Origin of the sequence: Thioclava sp. NG1 (assembly GCF_003122275.1) — a bacterium.
Taxonomy (GTDB): domain Bacteria; phylum Pseudomonadota; class Alphaproteobacteria; order Rhodobacterales; family Rhodobacteraceae; genus Thioclava; species Thioclava nitratireducens.
In genome coordinates this window covers 57922-73413 of sequence record NZ_QFBB01000008.1, presented here as the reverse complement: position 1 = coordinate 73413, position 15492 = coordinate 57922, and the positions used below count along the sequence as shown (strand labels likewise).

Here is a 15492-nt window from a genome sequence, read left to right as displayed (position 1 = left end):
GCCCTTCTGTCGGGGAATGCGGTCACGTTACTGGGAGGCAGGCGCGCTGTCACCGCCTGCGGTGCCAGTTCACGCAGAGCGTTGCAGTCGCGCCATGTAGAATCCGTCCATCCCCCCGAGATCAGGCCAGAAATCGGGCCGCAGGCGCAGCCCGCCTTCCTCGGTGATCCACGCGGGATCGACGCCGGGCAGATCGGGGCGGATCACGGTGAGGTCCGGATGCCGGGTGAGCGCCGCCTTGATCTGCGCCTCACCCTCTTCGGGCAGAAGCGAGCAGGTCGCATAGACCAGCATGCCGCCGGGTTTGAGCCATTGCAGCGCGCGGTCGAGGAGTTGTTCCTGAAGCGCGAAGAGCGGCTTGATCGAGGTGCCGTCCTTGATGAAGGGCAGGTCGGGATGGCGGCGGATCGTGCCGGTGGCCGAGCAGGGCGCATCGAGCAGGATCGCGTCGAAAGGCGCATCCGGCTCCCATTCGAGCGCGTCGGCGGCGACGATCTCGGCCTCCATCTGCGTCCGGTCGAGGTTCTCCGCGAGCCGCTCCAGCCGCGCCTCGGAAATATCGAGCGCGGTAACATCGGCCCCCATCGCGGCGAGTTGCAGCGTTTTGCCCCCGGGTGCTGCACAAAGGTCGAGGACGTGCGCACCAGATGCCGGAGCGAGCAGCTTCGCGGGCAGCGCGGCGGCGGCATCCTGCACCCACCACGCGCCGTCTTCGAAACCGGCTAGCTCGGACACTTTGCCCGGATCGGTCAGCCGCAGCGACCCAGTGGGCAGAAGCGTCGCGCCCAGTGTCTCGGCCCATCCTGCGGCATCGTCCTTCACGCTCAGGTCGAGCGGCGCACCGGCCAGATGCGCGACTTCCATCGCCTGCGCGGCCTTCTTGCCGAAGGACGACATGACGCGCCCGCGCAGCCAGCCCGGCATTTCGGGCGCAGGCGTCGTGGCCCATTTATCGCCCTCCTCGGAGACCTTGCGCAGCACGGCATTCACCAGTCCCGAGAAGCTCTGCAACTTCGGTCCGGCCGATTTCACCAGCGTCACGGCGGCATCGACGACGCCATGCGGGGCTTGCTTTTCCTCCAGCAGCTCGACCGTGGCCAGCCGCAGGATCGCCATCACGTCCGTCGGCGTGCGACGGCGCAGATGCGGTTTGAGAATCCGGTCGGCGCGGCCCAGATGGCGCAGCGTCGTCGTCGCGAGGCGCTGGGCGCGAGCGCGTTGCGCAGGCTCCAGCCCGTCGAGCGCTTCCGCGCCGATTTGCTCGGAGAGGCTTTCGCGATCCTCGAGAACGCCCACGATCAGGCCAAGGGCTGCGCGGCGCGCGGGGTCGGGTCTGGACATGGGCTGCGGCTTCCTGGCTTGTTGCGGCTTAAGCGCAGGCCTATATCATGCCCCGATCCACAGACAAGAAAGGACGCGCCATGTCCGATAAGCCCGAAGATAAGCGCGACTTGCCGCCCGCAGCCCTGCGCGCGCTCGCCGAAGCCGAGGAGCGCCGCAAGAACGCGCAGGCGGCGGAACTGCCGACCGAGCTTGGCGGTCGCGACGGACCCGAGCCCGTGCGCTACGGCGATTGGGAGAAGAAGGGCCTCGCGATCGACTTCTGATCGCGGCGCCCTTTGATGCCGGGGCAGGGGGCGTCGCCCCCTCGGCGCGTTGCGCCTCACCCCCAGGATATTTGAGCCAATCCGAAACTGCTGTGACTCAGAGCCCCAGCACGTCGAGCATGTCGTATTCGCCGGGGCGCTTGTCCTGACCCCAGAGCGCGGCCTTGAGCGCGCCGCGCGCGAAGATGGCCCGATCGGTCGCGACATGGCGCAGGATGATCCGCTCGCCCATGCCGGCAAACAGCACGTCATGCTCGCCCACGATATCGCCGCCTCGAATGGCCGAGAAGCCGATCGCGCCATGCTTGCGTGCGCCGGTGATACCGTCGCGGCCCGACTCGCGATTGTCTTCGAGCGAGACGCCACGGCCTTCCGCCGCCGCCTCGCCCAGCATCAGCGCGGTGCCAGAGGGTGCGTCGACCTTCTTGTTGTGATGGGCTTCGATCACCTCGATATCCCAGTCGGCATCGAGCGCCTGTGCGACTTTCTTCGTCAGCTGGGTGAGCAGGTTCACCCCGAGGCTCATGTTCCCCGCCCGCACGATCACGGCATGGCGCGCGCATGGCTTGAGCGCCGCGATGTCATCGTCATCCATGCCGGTCGTGCCGATCACATGGGTCAGGCGTGCCTGCGCCGCGATCTTGGCGAATTCGCGGGTGGCGGCAGGCGCGGTGAAGTCGATCACGGCCTGCGCCCCGGAAAACGCCTCCAGCGGATCGTCGGTCACGATCACGCCGTTCGGTGCGCCGCCCATCGCCTCGCCCAGATCCTGTCCGACCCAGTCGTGGCCCGTGCGTTCGACGGCGCCCACAAGGCGCGCCTTGTCGCTCTCGCTCACGGTGCGGATCAGCATCTGGCCCATCCGGCCCGACGCCCCGGTGATCACGATGCCCGGCAGGTCGCTCATGTCTTTCTCCTTCGCGGTTTCGCGCTATCTAGCTTGCGCAGGCGCGCTTGGCAAAGCCCCCGTTGCGCAAAACCCGCAGACGCCCTATGTGAGCGCCATGGCAAAGAACCGTTTCTCCTCGGGCGATGGCCCCTCGCAACGTCAGCTTCGCATGGGCGAGTTGATCCGACGCACGCTGTCGGACCTCCTGATGCGCGGCGACGTGCATGATCCCGATCTCAGCCGCTTCTCGGTGACGGTGGGCGAAGTGCGCTGCTCTCCAGACCTGAAGGTCGCGACCGCCTATGTCACGCCCTTGGGCGGGGAAGGCGGCAAAGAGCTGATCGCGGCGCTCGCGCGCAACAAGGGCGAGCTGCGGCGTCTGCTGGGCAAAGAAATGACCGCGAAATACAGCCCCGATCTGCGCTTCCGGCTGGACGAGACTTATGACCGGCTGGACGAGACGCGCCGTATGTTTTCGGACGAGACGGTGCAGCGCGATATCGCTGCGCGGGACGATGACGAAGACGATGAAGACGATCGCAACTAATGCTGCCGCGCTGATGCTGCTGGCCACGCCTGCGCTGGCCGACGCTCCTTGCGCGGATCGCAGCTTCGACGGCGTGACCTACACGGTCTGCGAAGCGCAGCTCGGGCAGGACCTGAAGCTGTTCCTCGACGATCCCGATGGCAATCTGATCGGAACGCCCGAGCGGCTTTCCGAAGTCGTCCCCAAAGGCGACCGCGTTATCTTCGCGATGAATGCGGGGATGTACCATCCCGATCGCAAGCCGGTGGGCCTGTTCATCGAGAACGGCAAGGAACTGCATTCGATCGTCACCTCCGAAGGGCCGGGCAATTTCGGCCTGCTGCCAAATGGTGTCTTCTGCATCGGCGAGACATTCTCGGTGACGGAATCGCGCGCCTTCGCCGCTGACCCGAAGGACTGCACCTATGCGACGCAATCGGGGCCGATGCTCGTGATCGACGGCGCGCTGCATCCGAAATTCCTCGCCGACGGCACCTCGAAGAACATCCGCAACGGGGTGGGTGTCTCGGCCGATGGCAAGACCGCCTATTTCGCGATCTCCGATGCGCCGGTGAGCTTTCACGAATTCGGTCGTTTCTTCCGTGACGAGATGCAGGTGCCCAACGCGCTCTATCTCGACGGAAAGATATCTCGGCTGACCATTCCCGGCCAGGGGCGCGAGGATATGGGCCTGCCGATGGGGCCGATCGTGGCGCTGATCGCACCCGCGGACCCCGCTGCTGGAGATTGACGGCTCGCGCCGCTTGGGCTAGCAGGCGGCCCCTGTTGACTACGGAGGCCTCATGGCACGCAAGAAGGGTCGCGACATTTCCGGCTGGTTGATCGTGGACAAGCCCGCGGACATCACCTCCACCTCGGTGGTGAACAAGGTGCGCTGGGCGCTGGGCGCCAAGAAGGCGGGCCACGCGGGCACGCTCGACCCGGCGGCGACCGGGGTTCTGGCGGTGGCGCTGGGCGAGGCCACGAAGACGGTGCCTTTCATCACCGATGCGCTGAAGTGCTATCGGTTTCAGGTGCGGCTGGGGGCTGCGACCAAGACCGACGATGCCGAGGGCGAGGTGATCGAGACCTCCGATCTGCGCCCCACCGATGAAGAGATCGCCGCCGCGCTGACCGCTTTCGAAGGTGATATCGAACAGGTGCCGCCGCAATTCTCCGCGGTGAAGGTCGATGGCGAGCGCGCCTATGCCCTGGCCCGGGCGGGCGAGGAAATGGAACTCGCCGCGCGGCCTCTCTATGTCGAAAGCCTCGTGATGCTGGGCCGGCCCGATGCCGATACGGTCGAGCTGGAACTGGTTTGCGGCAAGGGCGGCTATGTGCGCTCCATCGCGCGCGATCTGGGGCAGAAGCTGGGCTGTCTCGGCCACGTCCTCTGGCTGCGCCGCGAATGGTCGGGGCCTTTCGAGGCGAGCGACGGGATCACGCTGGCGGAGATCGACGAACTGGCAAAGACGCCCGAACTCGATGCGAAACTGCTGCCTGTGGAACTTGGTCTTGACGATCTGGTGCAACTGAAAGCCACGCCCGAGGGCGCGGTGCGGCTGAAGAACGGCAATCCGGGCATGGTGCTGCCGGGTGACGCCGAATGGGGCGAGGAAGTCTGGGTCAGCCATGAGGGCAAACCGCTCGCCGTCGGCATCTACAAATCCGGCGAGGTCCATCCGAGCCGCGTCTTCAATCTTTGACGCGCCCTTCCCCTTGATCCAAATATCCCCGCCGGAGGCCTCCGCCCTCTGCCACACACGCAACGGTCAGGACGAGAGATGATCACCCGCGAGCATATAAAAGGCGACGCCCCCTCCATCGCGGTCTATTCGGATTGCGAGAACTACCGCTACCTGCTGACGCGGGTCTGGGACGACAGCAAACCCCGGGCGCTTTTCATCATGCTCAACCCCTCGACCGCGACCGAAGTGCAGAACGATCCCACGGTGGAGCGCTGCGAGCGCCGCGCGCGGGCGCTGGGTTTCGGGGCGTTCCGTGTGACCAATATCTTCGCCTATCGCGCAACCGATCCGAAGGTGATGCGGGCGCAGGAAGATCCGGTCGGTCCGGAGAATGATGCGTCGATCCGCGAGAGCCTCGATTGGGCGAGCGGTCCCGAAGACCGGATCATCTGTGCCTGGGGGGCGCATGGGGCGCATCTTCAACGGGGCGCCGCAGTAGAGGACTTGCTGCGCGCCAGTGGCCGGGCGCTGCACCATCTCGGGCTGACCAAGGCAGGCGCGCCGAGGCATCCGCTCTACATCGCGTACGAACATCAGCCCGAGCTGTGGTTCGCCCCGGAAGGGTGAGCGTATCGTTAAGCATTTAACGCTTAAGTCCTAGGGATTTCTTCTCCGCGACCGTAACGTCCGCGCATCTTCACAGGGGTGCTCGAGATGTTGTTTCTGTCGGGATTTCTGGGTCTGCTGATGGCGGGTGCCACGGCGGGTCTCATGGTGGTTTCCTCCGACAATGAGGAGGATGAGCCGCCGCAGGGTGATCCGGATGGCACGTCCATGAAGAGTGACGGCAACCTTCTTACCTTGGTCAGTGCCGGAGAGGCTTCGCCGGTACCGGTCGATCCCCCAGCGCCCGGCCCGGAGGATTACATGACCTGGGGTGATGCGTCCGACGATGCGATCGCGGGGGCGGCGGGCGATGACCAGATCGATGGATATGGTGGCGATGACATCCTGCTTGGCGGCAGCGGTGATGACGAGCTTCTCGGGGCGGCCGGCAACGATACGCTGCGCGGAGAGGCGGGGGCGGACACGCTGATCGGCGGCGACGGCGCGGATGTGCTCGCAGGTGGCGCGGATCCGGATTTCCTCTCCGGTGGGTCAGGGGCGGATCGGCTCTCTGGTGAGGCGGGGGGCGACACGCTGGTCGGTGGCGTGGGAGACGATACACTCGCGGGCGGCACTGGGGACGATACGATGGTCGGAGCGGATGGCGCAGACACGCTGACCGGGGACGCCGGGCGCGACGAGTTGAATGGCAATGCAGGAAACGATCTGCTGCGCGGCGTCACGCTGCAGACGCGCGATCTGGGGGCGGCCGATGCCGATACCCTCAATGGCGGGGCAGGGGAGGATGTGCTCCTTGGCGGCTCCGGCGATTGGCTGCATGGTGGCGAAGATCCCGACAGCTTTGCGCTGAGCGACTGGATCGACCCGGCGACGCCCGCAACGATCGCCGATTACACGGCGGGCGAGGATCGGCTGGCCGTGATCTACGATCCGCGGGGCGCGGCCTCGCCGCAGATCAGTGTCGAGCCCTCGGAGGTTCATTCCGGTGCGGCGTGGATCCTGCTCGATGGGATGCGGCTGGCCGAAGTGCTCGACGCGCCGGAGTTGAGCGCGCAGGACATCGCACTCATCACGCCCGAGCAATTCGCGGCGCAACAGGCGGCAGGTGCTTTGAAATAAGGCTTTTCAACAGGCCGATTCGCGTCTATACGCGCGCATCTGTTCCGAAAGGGACAGTCTATGGACCTTGCTGGACGACATCCCGGCTTGCGCCCGAACCCTCAATGTAAGGAGATCCCGATGTCGATCACTGTGGAAGACAAGAACGCGCTTATCAAGGAATACGGCACCAAAGAAGGTGACACCGGTTCCCCCGAAGTTCAGGTCGCAGTCCTGACCAAGCGCATCGCGAACCTGACCGAGCACTTCAAAGAGCACAAGAAAGACAACCACTCGCGTCGTGGTCTTCTGATGCTCGTCGCGCAGCGCCGCAAGCTGCTCGACTACCTGAAGGCGAAAGACGTCGCACGTTACCAGTCGCTGATCGAGCGCCTCGGCCTGCGTCGCTAATCCGCCTAGGATTGGAATTCGAAACGCCCGCGCATACCGCGCGGGCGTTTTCATTTGCGTAATTCCGTGTGAATTGCCTGAAATGACATGATTGGGCTCTGTTCCCATGATTGGCGAGATTTTTGGGCGAATGGCCTTCCAATGAAAAAACTTTGGTCGGTTCGACTTCTTGTCCTCCTGTATCGTCCGCTCCAAACGGGAAAACGCGCGCATCTGCCCTAGTTTGCAGATGCGGTAACAGGGAGGATACAAAATGCAGATCGGAGTCTGGATCAGCTTGGCACTGTATTTCGTGCTGATGCTGGCCATTGGGGTCTACGCGTGGCGCAAGTCCACGTCGAGTTCCGAGGAATACATGCTGGGCGGGCGCAACCTGCCCCCCGCGGTTGCAGCTCTCTCGGCAGGCGCATCGGACATGTCGGGCTGGCTGCTTCTGGGGCTGCCGGGCGCGCTCTTCGTGTCGGGCCTGACGCAAAGCTGGATCGGGATCGGCCTTTTCGTCGGTGCGTTCGTGAACTGGATCGTCGTGGCGCCGCGCCTGCGCGAGCAGACCGAGCGTTATGACAACGCGCTGACCATCCCCGGCTTCCTCGCCAATCGCTTCCCGAGCCACGCGACCTTGCTGCGGATGGTTTCGGCGGTGATCATCGTGGTCTTCTTCGCGGTCTACACCGCGTCGGGTCTCGTCGGCGGCGGCAAGCTCTTCGCCAGCGCCTTCGGTGGCAGCTACATGACCGGGGTCATCCTCACGCTGGGTGTCGTTCTGGTCTACACGGTGATCGGCGGCTTCCTCGCCGTGTCGCTCACCGACTTCGTGCAGGGCTGCATCATGATGCTCGCGCTCGTCATCATGCCGATCGTGATCCTCACGACCGGTCAGGGCGACGGCGTGGACGCGGCTGCGAGCCGGCTGAGCGATATCGACCCGAACTTCCTGTCGATGACGAACGGGCTGACCTTCGCGGGCTGGCTCTCGGCCGTCGCCTGGGGGCTGGGCTATTTCGGCCAGCCGCACATCATCGTGCGCTTCATGGCCGTGCGCTCGGTCGCCGATGTGCCGAAAGCGCGGAATATCGGCATGGGCTGGATGGCGATCTCGCTGATCGGCGCGATCTCGGTCGGGATCTTCGGCCGCGCCTATGCGCAGCGTAACGGGCTCGACGTGCAGGATCCGGAGACGATCTTCATCATCCTGTCGAACCTGCTCTTCCATCCGCTGGTGACGGGCTTCCTGTATGCCGCGCTTCTGGCGGCGATCATGTCGACCGTATCGAGCCAGCTTCTGGTGTCGTCCTCCTCGCTGACCGAAGACTTCTACAAGATCGTCTTCAACAAGGAGGCCTCGGACCGTGCCTTGGTGAATGTCGGTCGTCTCGCGGTGCTGGCCGTGGGGATCGCGGCGATCATCATCGCCTCGAACCCGGACAGCAAAGTGCTTGGCCTCGTCTCGAATGCCTGGGCCGGGTTCGGTGCCGCCTTCGGTCCGCTGATCATCCTGTCGCTGACGTGGAAACGGATGACGGGTCTCGGCGGCGTGGCTGGCCTCGTCGTCGGCGCACTGACCGTGATCGTCTGGATTTCGCTGGGCTGGGGCTCGTTCCTCTACGAGATCATCCCGGGCTTCATCGCGGCCTTCATCGCCATCATCGTGGTGAGCCTCGCAAGCGAAGATCGGGGCGAGTTCCGCCCGATCGAATGATCCTCGCGACTTGAGATGTGAAAGACCCGTCCAATGTGGCGGGCCTTTTGCGTTACTCCTTCGCGGCGCGTCTCGCGAGCCAGCCGACGCTCAGCCCCTGCACCACGATCGAGAAGACGACGATCACGTAGGTGGCCGAGAGGATTTCATCCGTCCACTGCGAGTCCGGCAGGGACAGCGCGAGGGCGACCGAGATGCCGCCTTTCAGCCCGCCCCATGTCATCACGCGGGTCACGCCGGGGCCGAAGTTGCGGAACGGGCGCAGCGCGAGGATCGGCACCACCACCGCGACCAGCCGGCCGACCAGCGCTAGGCCGATCGAGGCGACCGACGTCGTCAGGATATCCGCGTCGAACCGGATCGCGAAAATCTCCACCCCAATCAACAGGAAAAGCACGGCGTTGAGTATCTCGTCCACCAGCATCCAGAAAGCGTCGACATACTTGCGGGTCTCCTCGGACATGCCGAACCGCGCCCCGACATCTCCGATCAGAAGCCCGGCGCAGACCGCGGCGATCGGGCCGGAGACATGCAGGAACAGCGCCAGCTCATAGCCACCGAACGCGAGGCCAAGCGTCAACAGTACTTCCAACGAGGGGTCGTCGATGAGGCGCATCACGCGAAACAGCCCCCAGCCCATCGCGAGGCCGAGCGCCGCGCCGCCCACCGCTTCGCGGAAGAACAGGGTGCCCGCCCCGGACAGGCTTGAGGCTTCGGAGTGGCCGCTGGTGAAGGCGAGGCCAGAGAGGATCAGGAAGACCGTGTAGCCGACGCCGTCGTTGAACAGGCTCTCGCCCGAGATCACGGTCTCGAGCGTGCGGCGCAGATTGGCCGAGCGCAGTACGCCGAGCACGGCGACGGGATCAGTCGGCGAAATCAGTGCCCCGAAGGTCAGCGCGACCATGATCGGCGCGCCGGTCAGCCAGTGAAAACCGAAGCCCACCACGAGGGTCGACAGCACGACGCCGATCGTCGCCATCACCAGAACCGTCGGCCAGACCGCCCGCAGGTCCGACAGCTTCACATGCAGCGCCCCCGCGAAGAGCATCAGCCCCAGCATCCCGTCGAGCAGCGCTTTCGAGAAGTCGATGCTCTTGACGTAATCTTGTACCTGCTGCGCGAGGTTCAGCCCGAAAATGCGATCGACGATCATCAGTCCGATCGAGGTCATCAGAGCGACGATCAGAATCCCGATCGTCGGCGGCAGGCGCAAAACGAAGTGATTGATGACGCCGAACAACCCAGCGAGCACGATGAGGGCGGCGGCGAATTGCAGAACGGTCATGGGGGCGGCTCTCGGCGTGATTGTCCGTTTAAGGTAGCCCGGAGCACCTCAGGGCAAGCGGCGCATGCCCTCCATAGGGGCGCCGCATTGATCCCGAGATCGCGGGGCGGGGGCTCTATTGGGCGGCGATGACAAGCTGTGCGAAGCCCTTCGCGCGGTAGCGGACGAAAGCCTCCGGGCCCTTGGGGTCGAGGTCGTAAAGATGCGGACGCCCGGCAAGATAGGGGCGCCAGCGCTTTTCCGGCGTTTCACTTATCAGCACATCGTGAGACTTCTTCATCTCGCACGCGAGGTCCTTGATCTTCATTCCCCGGCCTTCCTTGCTGTTCTGCGCGATGACCTGCCGGATCTTGTGGTCGAGTTGGCCGATTTTGCTTTCGGGCGGGGCCACCTCCTTCGGCTTGCTCTTCGGTAGGCCGATTTCGTGAAACACGGAGCAGCTTTTCCGAAACCCCGCGGGCGCCTTCTGTTCGCCGATGCCGATGACTTCAAAACCCTTCTCGCGAAGGCGGGTCGCGAGATGCGTGAAGTCTCCATCAGAACTTGCGATCACGACACGTTCGGCCAAACCTTCGAAAGCGATCTCCAGCGCGTCGAGGGCAAGCAGCAGGTCGGACGCGTTCTTGCCGGTGCCCGAATGTATGAGCCGGATCGACGGCACGTCTCCCCAGTTCTTGATCTGCATGATATCGCCATAGGCGCGCCGGATGAACGCGCCGGGTGCGAAGGATAGGATCTTCGGCGCGTGGCAGGCGGAGATGTTCTCGCCGTCGATGAAAAGGGCTGTGGGTTTGCTCATGGTCTCACAATGTTCAATCTTAATAACTACGGGCTGAGGATGGCGCGCCAATCTGGCCAGAATTGGGCGCGGGCCGTTTCCTTCGCCAAGGACTCTTTGCTTCCCAAACCCCTTCATTTCCTGTATTGGCAGGCCCATCTGAGACGTGACGCCTCGAGCCCCCGGGCGCGTGCAAGAGGATAAGGGGGCGGCGGCAATGGGGCCGCCATGCAAATCGGGAGACACGGGATACGCCTGTGAGAGCTCCCAGAAGGATACGCTGAATGTTCAACACCGTTAAAAAATCGATCCAGTGGGGCGAAGAAGAGCTCACGCTGGAGACCGGCAAGGTCGCACGTCAGGCTGACGGCTCGGTTATCGCCACGCTGGGCGAAACCTCCGTCATGGCCAACGTGACCTTCGCCAAGGAACCGAAGCCGGGTCAGGATTTCTTCCCGCTCACGGTTCACTACCAAGAGAAATACTATGCCGCCGGTAAAGTGCCGGGCGGCTTCTTCAAGCGCGAGGCCCGTCCGTCCGAAAAAGAGACGCTCACCGCGCGCCTGATCGACCGTCCGTGCCGTCCGCTCTTCGCGGAAGGCTTCAAGAACGAAGTGCTCGTGATGTGCACCGTTCTCTCGCACGACCTCGTCAACGAGCCCGACATCGTCGCGATGATCGCCGCGTCGGCCGCGCTGACGATCTCGGGCGTTCCGTTCATGGGCCCGATCGCCGCTGCGCGCGTCGGTTTCGCCGATGGCGAATACATCCTGAACCCCGAAGTCGACGACATGCAGAAGCTGCGGGAGAACCCCGAGCAGCGTCTGGACCTCGTCGTCGCGGGCACCAAGGACGCCGTGATGATGGTGGAATCGGAAGCTTACGAGCTGTCCGAAGCGGAGATGCTGGGCGCGGTCAAGTTCGGCCATGACGCGATGCAGCCGGTGATCGACCTGATCATCGACCTCGCTGAAGCCGCCGCGAAAGAGCCCTTCGACTTCCAGGCGCCCGACTACTCGGCGATGCTCGAGACCGTCAAAGCTCTGGGCGAAGAGAAGATGCGTGCTGCATATGCGATCTCCGACAAGCAGGAGCGCGTGGCCGCCGTCAACGCCGCCAAGGAAGAGATCAAGTCGCAGCTCACCGAAGAGCAGCTTGAAGATCCGACCCTCGGCACCGCGATGAAGAAGCTGGAATCGGCTGTTCTGCGTGGTGACGTCGTGAAGAACGGTCGCCGCATCGACGGTCGTGCGCTGGACGAGGTTCGCCCGATCGTGGCGGAAACCGGTCTGCTGCCGCGTACCCACGGCTCGGCGCTGTTCACCCGCGGCGAGACGCAGGCGCTGGTCGTGACCACGCTGGGCACCGGCGACGACGAGCAGATCATCGACGCGCTGCACGGCAATTCGCGCTCGAACTTCCTGCTGCACTACAACTTCCCGCCCTACTCGGTCGGCGAAGTGGGCCGCGTCGGTTCGCCCGGCCGTCGTGAGATCGGTCACGGCAAGCTCGCATGGCGCGCGCTTCAGGCGGTTCTCCCGGCTGCGACCGACTTCCCCTACACGATCCGCCTCGTCTCCGAGATCACCGAGTCGAACGGCTCGTCCTCGATGGCGTCGGTCTGCGGTGGCTCGCTGGCAATGATGGACGCGGGCGTTCCGCTGAAGTCGGCCGTGGCGGGTGTCGCGATGGGTCTGGTGCTGGAAGAGGATGGCTCCTGGGCCGTTCTGACCGACATCCTTGGCGACGAGGATCACCTCGGCGACATGGACTTCAAGGTCGCAGGTACCGAGGAAGGCATCACCTCGCTGCAGATGGACATCAAGGTCGCCGGCATCACCGCCGAGATCATGGAGAAAGCTCTGGAGCAGGCACGCGCTGGCCGCATGCACATCCTTGGCGAAATGAACAAGGCGCTCTCCGCAGGCCGTTCGGAATTCTCCGCCCATGCTCCGCGCATCGAGACGATGACCGTTCCCACCGACAAGATCCGCGAAGTGATCGGTTCGGGCGGCAAGGTCATCCGCGAGATCGTGGAAGTCTCGGGTGCCAAGGTCGACATCAACGACGACGGCGTGATCAAGATCGCTTCGGCCAATGCCGAGGCCATCAAGAAAGCGCATGACATGATCCACGCTATCGTGGCTGAGCCTGAAGAAGGCCAGATCTACACCGGCAAGGTCGTGAAGCTCGTCGATTTCGGCGCCTTCGTGAACTTCTTCGGCAAGCGTGACGGCCTCGTCCACGTCTCCCAGATCGCCAACAAGCGCCTGAACCACCCGAGCGATCTGCTCAAGGAAGGTCAGGAAGTGAAGGTAAAACTTCTGGGCTTCGACGATCGCGGCAAGGTACGCCTTGGCATGAAGATGGTCGATCAGGAAACCGGCGAAGAGATCGCGCCGGAAAAGCGTGAAGAGAAAGCCGATTGATCGGTTTGATCCGCTAGACGATTTAGAAAGGCCCCGGAGCGATCCGGGGCCTTTTGCTTTTGGTCCTTCGGGGTCGGGCGAAAATGAAAAAGCCCCGGGCGTTGCCGGGGCTTTTCCGCAATCGGACGAGACTGCTCTCAGCCCTGCGCTTTCACAGTGCGTAGGTAGGGCAGCTTGACGTCGACTTCGCCGAATTTCTCTTTCGCTTCCTCGGTCGACACTGAGAGGGCGACGATCACGTCCTGACCCGGGACCCAGTTCGCGGGGGTCGCGAAGGGTTTGCCATCGGTGGCCTGAACGGCATCGAGGGCGCGGATGATCTCGGCGAAGTTGCGGCCGACCGACATCGGGTAGGACATGGTCAGACGGACCTTCTTGTCGGGTCCGATGATGAAGACGGTGCGCACGGTCGCCGAGTCCGCCGGGGTGCGGCCGTCGGGCAGGTAGGCGTCGGCGGGCAGCATGTCATAGGCTTTCGACACGGCCAGCGAGGTGTCGTCGATGATCGGGAAATTCGCGGGCGCGCCGGCGACTTGCTCGATATCCGATTTCCACTTCACATGCTCTTCGACGCTGTCGACCGAGACGCCCATGACCTTGGTGTTGCGCTTTTCGAATTCGGGGGCGAGCTGCGCCACAGCGCCGAATTCGGTGGTGCAAACCGGGGTGAAGTCTTTCGGGTGCGAGAACAGGATGGCGTAACCGTCGCCGATCCAGTCGTGGAATTTGATCTCGCCAGCGGTCGAGTCGGCGGTGAAATCGGGAGCGGTGTCGTTGATACGCAGGCCCATGAAAAACCTCCTGTGTTTGCGTAAAATTACGTCTTTGCGGGATATAAGTCCTCGCCGGGGTCCATTCCAGCCAGTTTAGAATCTTTTCAAACTTGGGGTCTGCGACCTATCGTCAGGCCTTGCGCAGGGCCGAGAGTGGTGAAACGCTCTTTCGCAATATCTGTGTGCGGGAGGCTGAAATGATCGAGAAACGGAATTTCTACATCGACGGGGAATGGGTCGCACCCAAGGCTGCGCAGGACTACGAGGTGATTGATCCATCGACCGAAGATCCCTGTGCAGTAATCTCGCTGGGCGATCAGGCCGACACGGACGCGGCAGTCGCGGCAGCGAAGGCGGCGCTGCCCGGTTGGAAAGCAACCGACCCGGCAGAGCGGATCGCGGCGGTCGAGCGGATCGCCAAGGTCTATGCCGAGCGCGCCGAGGACATGGCGCAGGCGATTAGCCTCGAGATGGGCGCGCCGATCGATCTCGCGCGCAAGAACCAGTGGGGCGCGGGCGCCTATCACATCAAGAATTTCATCGACGCGGCGAAGGCGTTCAAGTGGGTGCATCCTTTGGGCGACGGCACGCCGGGCGCGATGATCGCCTATGAGCCGGTGGGTGTCGTCGGGCTGATCACGCCGTGGAACTGGCCGATGAATCAGGTGACGCTCAAGGTGATCCCGGCGATCCTCGCGGGCTGCACGATGGTGTTGAAGCCGTCCGAGGAAGCGCCGCTGTCTTCGCTGATCTTCGCGGAAATCCTCGATGCGGCGGGGCTGCCCAAGGGCGTGTTCAACCTCGTGAATGGCGACGGCGCGGGCGTCGGCACGCAGCTCTCGACCCATCCGGATGTCGAGATGATTTCCTTCACCGGCTCGACCCGTGCCGGGCGCGCGATCTCGAAGGCGGCGGCCGATACGCTCAAGCGCGTGACGCTGGAGCTTGGCGGCAAGGGCGCCAACCTGATCTTCGCCGATGCGGACGAAGATGCGGTGGCCCGCGGTGTGAAGCATTGCTTCCAGAACTCGGGGCAAAGCTGTAACGCGCCGACGCGGATGCTGGTCGAGCGTTCGGCCTATGACCGCGCGGTCGAGGTCGCGCGGCAGACCGCCGAAGCCACGCAGGTCGCCAGCCCTCGCGAGGAGGGCAAGCATATCGGTCCGGTCATCAACAAGGCGCAGTTCGACAAGATCCAGGGCCTGATCGAGACAGGCATCGCGGAAGGCGCGAAACTCGTCGCGGGCGGTCCCGGACGGCCCGAACATCTCAATCGCGGCTTCTATGTCCGTCCGACGGTCTTCGCCGACTGCGATCCCTCGATGACGATCATGAACGAGGAAATCTTCGGCCCAGTCCTGTCGATCATGCCCTTCGACAGCGAGGAGCAGGCGATCGAGGTGGCCAACGCCACGCCTTATGGTCTGACCAATTACCTGCAATCGGGCGACGGCGCGCGACGCAACCGGCTGGCGCGTCAGTTGCGCTCGGGCATGGTCGAGATGAACGGTCAGGACCGCGGGGCGGGGGCACCGTTCGGCGGCGTCGGTTCCTCGGGCCGGGCGCGCGAGGGTGGCCGTTGGGGCATCGAGGAATTCTGCGACGTGAAGTCGATCTCCGGCTGGGCGGAATAAGGGGCGCTGCCCCTCTTGGCCTATCGGCCATTTCACCTGCCGATATTT

General features: G+C 64.0%; 15 protein-coding genes. 10 read left to right on the top strand and 5 right to left on the bottom strand.

Features of this window, described 5'->3' with window-relative positions:
• Positions 1–69: 69 nt before the first annotated feature.
• Positions 70–1341 carry an RsmB/NOP family class I SAM-dependent RNA methyltransferase gene (locus tag DEM26_RS15755; RefSeq protein WP_088720528.1) on the bottom strand — a complete coding sequence of 424 codons (1272 nt, stop codon included), beginning with the start codon at positions 1339–1341 and terminating at the stop codon, positions 70–72.
• Positions 1342–1421: 80 nt separating this feature from the next.
• Here DEM26_RS15755 and DEM26_RS15750 point away from each other — a divergent pair, with 80 nt between their 5' ends.
• The gene (locus tag DEM26_RS15750; protein WP_088720527.1) at positions 1422–1607 is read left to right on the top strand and encodes a DUF1674 domain-containing protein; all 186 of its coding nucleotides are present in this window, start codon (positions 1422–1424) and stop codon (positions 1605–1607) included.
• A gap of 97 nt (positions 1608–1704) precedes the next feature.
• Here DEM26_RS15750 and dapB read toward each other — a convergent pair whose 3' ends face one another.
• Positions 1705–2514: a 4-hydroxy-tetrahydrodipicolinate reductase gene (gene dapB / locus DEM26_RS15745; RefSeq protein WP_109172810.1), complete on the bottom strand. Its 810-nt coding sequence runs from the start codon at positions 2512–2514 to the stop codon at positions 1705–1707.
• A gap of 97 nt (positions 2515–2611) precedes the next feature.
• On the opposite strand from dapB, the gene rbfA reads away from it, so the two are divergent.
• From rbfA to putP, 7 genes are all read left to right on the top strand, one after another.
• The gene (gene rbfA, locus DEM26_RS15740; RefSeq protein WP_075776888.1) at positions 2612–3043 is read left to right on the top strand and encodes a 30S ribosome-binding factor RbfA; all 432 of its coding nucleotides are present in this window, start codon (positions 2612–2614) and stop codon (positions 3041–3043) included.
• Positions 3033–3773 (top strand): phosphodiester glycosidase family protein, encoded by a 741-nt coding sequence (locus DEM26_RS15735; protein WP_369907858.1) that lies wholly within the window; start codon positions 3033–3035, stop codon positions 3771–3773. The genes rbfA and DEM26_RS15735 overlap by 11 nt, the downstream gene beginning before the upstream one ends.
• Before the next feature lie 52 nt (positions 3774–3825).
• Positions 3826–4728, top strand: coding sequence for a tRNA pseudouridine(55) synthase TruB (gene truB, locus DEM26_RS15730; protein WP_075776823.1), 903 nt, complete (start codon positions 3826–3828; stop codon positions 4726–4728).
• A 78-nt stretch (positions 4729–4806) separates the two neighbouring features.
• Entirely contained in the window at positions 4807–5337 is a 531-nt protein-coding gene (locus DEM26_RS15725; RefSeq protein WP_109172809.1) for a DUF1643 domain-containing protein, read from the top strand.
• 87 nt (positions 5338–5424) lie between these two features.
• Positions 5425–6456 (top strand): calcium-binding protein, encoded by a 1032-nt coding sequence (locus tag DEM26_RS15720; protein WP_146194472.1) that lies wholly within the window; start codon positions 5425–5427, stop codon positions 6454–6456.
• Between the two features lie 120 nt (positions 6457–6576).
• Positions 6577–6846 (top strand): 30S ribosomal protein S15, encoded by a 270-nt coding sequence (gene rpsO, locus DEM26_RS15715; protein WP_075776826.1) that lies wholly within the window; start codon positions 6577–6579, stop codon positions 6844–6846.
• A gap of 253 nt (positions 6847–7099) precedes the next feature.
• Positions 7100–8545 (top strand): sodium/proline symporter PutP, encoded by a 1446-nt coding sequence (gene putP, locus DEM26_RS15710; protein ID WP_075776827.1) that lies wholly within the window; start codon positions 7100–7102, stop codon positions 8543–8545.
• Between the two features lie 52 nt (positions 8546–8597).
• Here the strand turns inward: putP and DEM26_RS15705 are convergent, their stop codons facing one another.
• Positions 8598–9830 carry a cation:proton antiporter gene (locus tag DEM26_RS15705; protein WP_088720523.1) on the bottom strand — a complete coding sequence of 411 codons (1233 nt, stop codon included), beginning with the start codon at positions 9828–9830 and terminating at the stop codon, positions 8598–8600.
• A 115-nt stretch (positions 9831–9945) separates the two neighbouring features.
• On the bottom strand, positions 9946–10767 hold the full coding sequence (locus DEM26_RS15700) for an NYN domain-containing protein (protein ID WP_233243142.1): 822 nt from the start codon (positions 10765–10767) through the stop codon (positions 9946–9948).
• A 125-nt stretch (positions 10768–10892) separates the two neighbouring features.
• Between DEM26_RS15700 and pnp the strand changes: the two genes are divergently transcribed.
• The gene (gene pnp / locus DEM26_RS15695) at positions 10893–13037 is read left to right on the top strand and encodes a polyribonucleotide nucleotidyltransferase (RefSeq protein ID WP_075776830.1); all 2145 of its coding nucleotides are present in this window, start codon (positions 10893–10895) and stop codon (positions 13035–13037) included.
• 137 nt (positions 13038–13174) lie between these two features.
• Here the strand turns inward: pnp and DEM26_RS15690 are convergent, their stop codons facing one another.
• A complete protein-coding gene (locus tag DEM26_RS15690) occupies positions 13175–13828 on the bottom strand; it encodes a peroxiredoxin (protein WP_088723429.1) in 654 nt (217 codons plus the stop codon).
• A gap of 179 nt (positions 13829–14007) precedes the next feature.
• Here DEM26_RS15690 and DEM26_RS15685 point away from each other — a divergent pair, with 179 nt between their 5' ends.
• A complete protein-coding gene (locus DEM26_RS15685) occupies positions 14008–15444 on the top strand; it encodes an aldehyde dehydrogenase family protein (protein ID WP_109172806.1) in 1437 nt (478 codons plus the stop codon).
• The last annotated feature ends 48 nt before the right edge of the window (positions 15445–15492 follow it).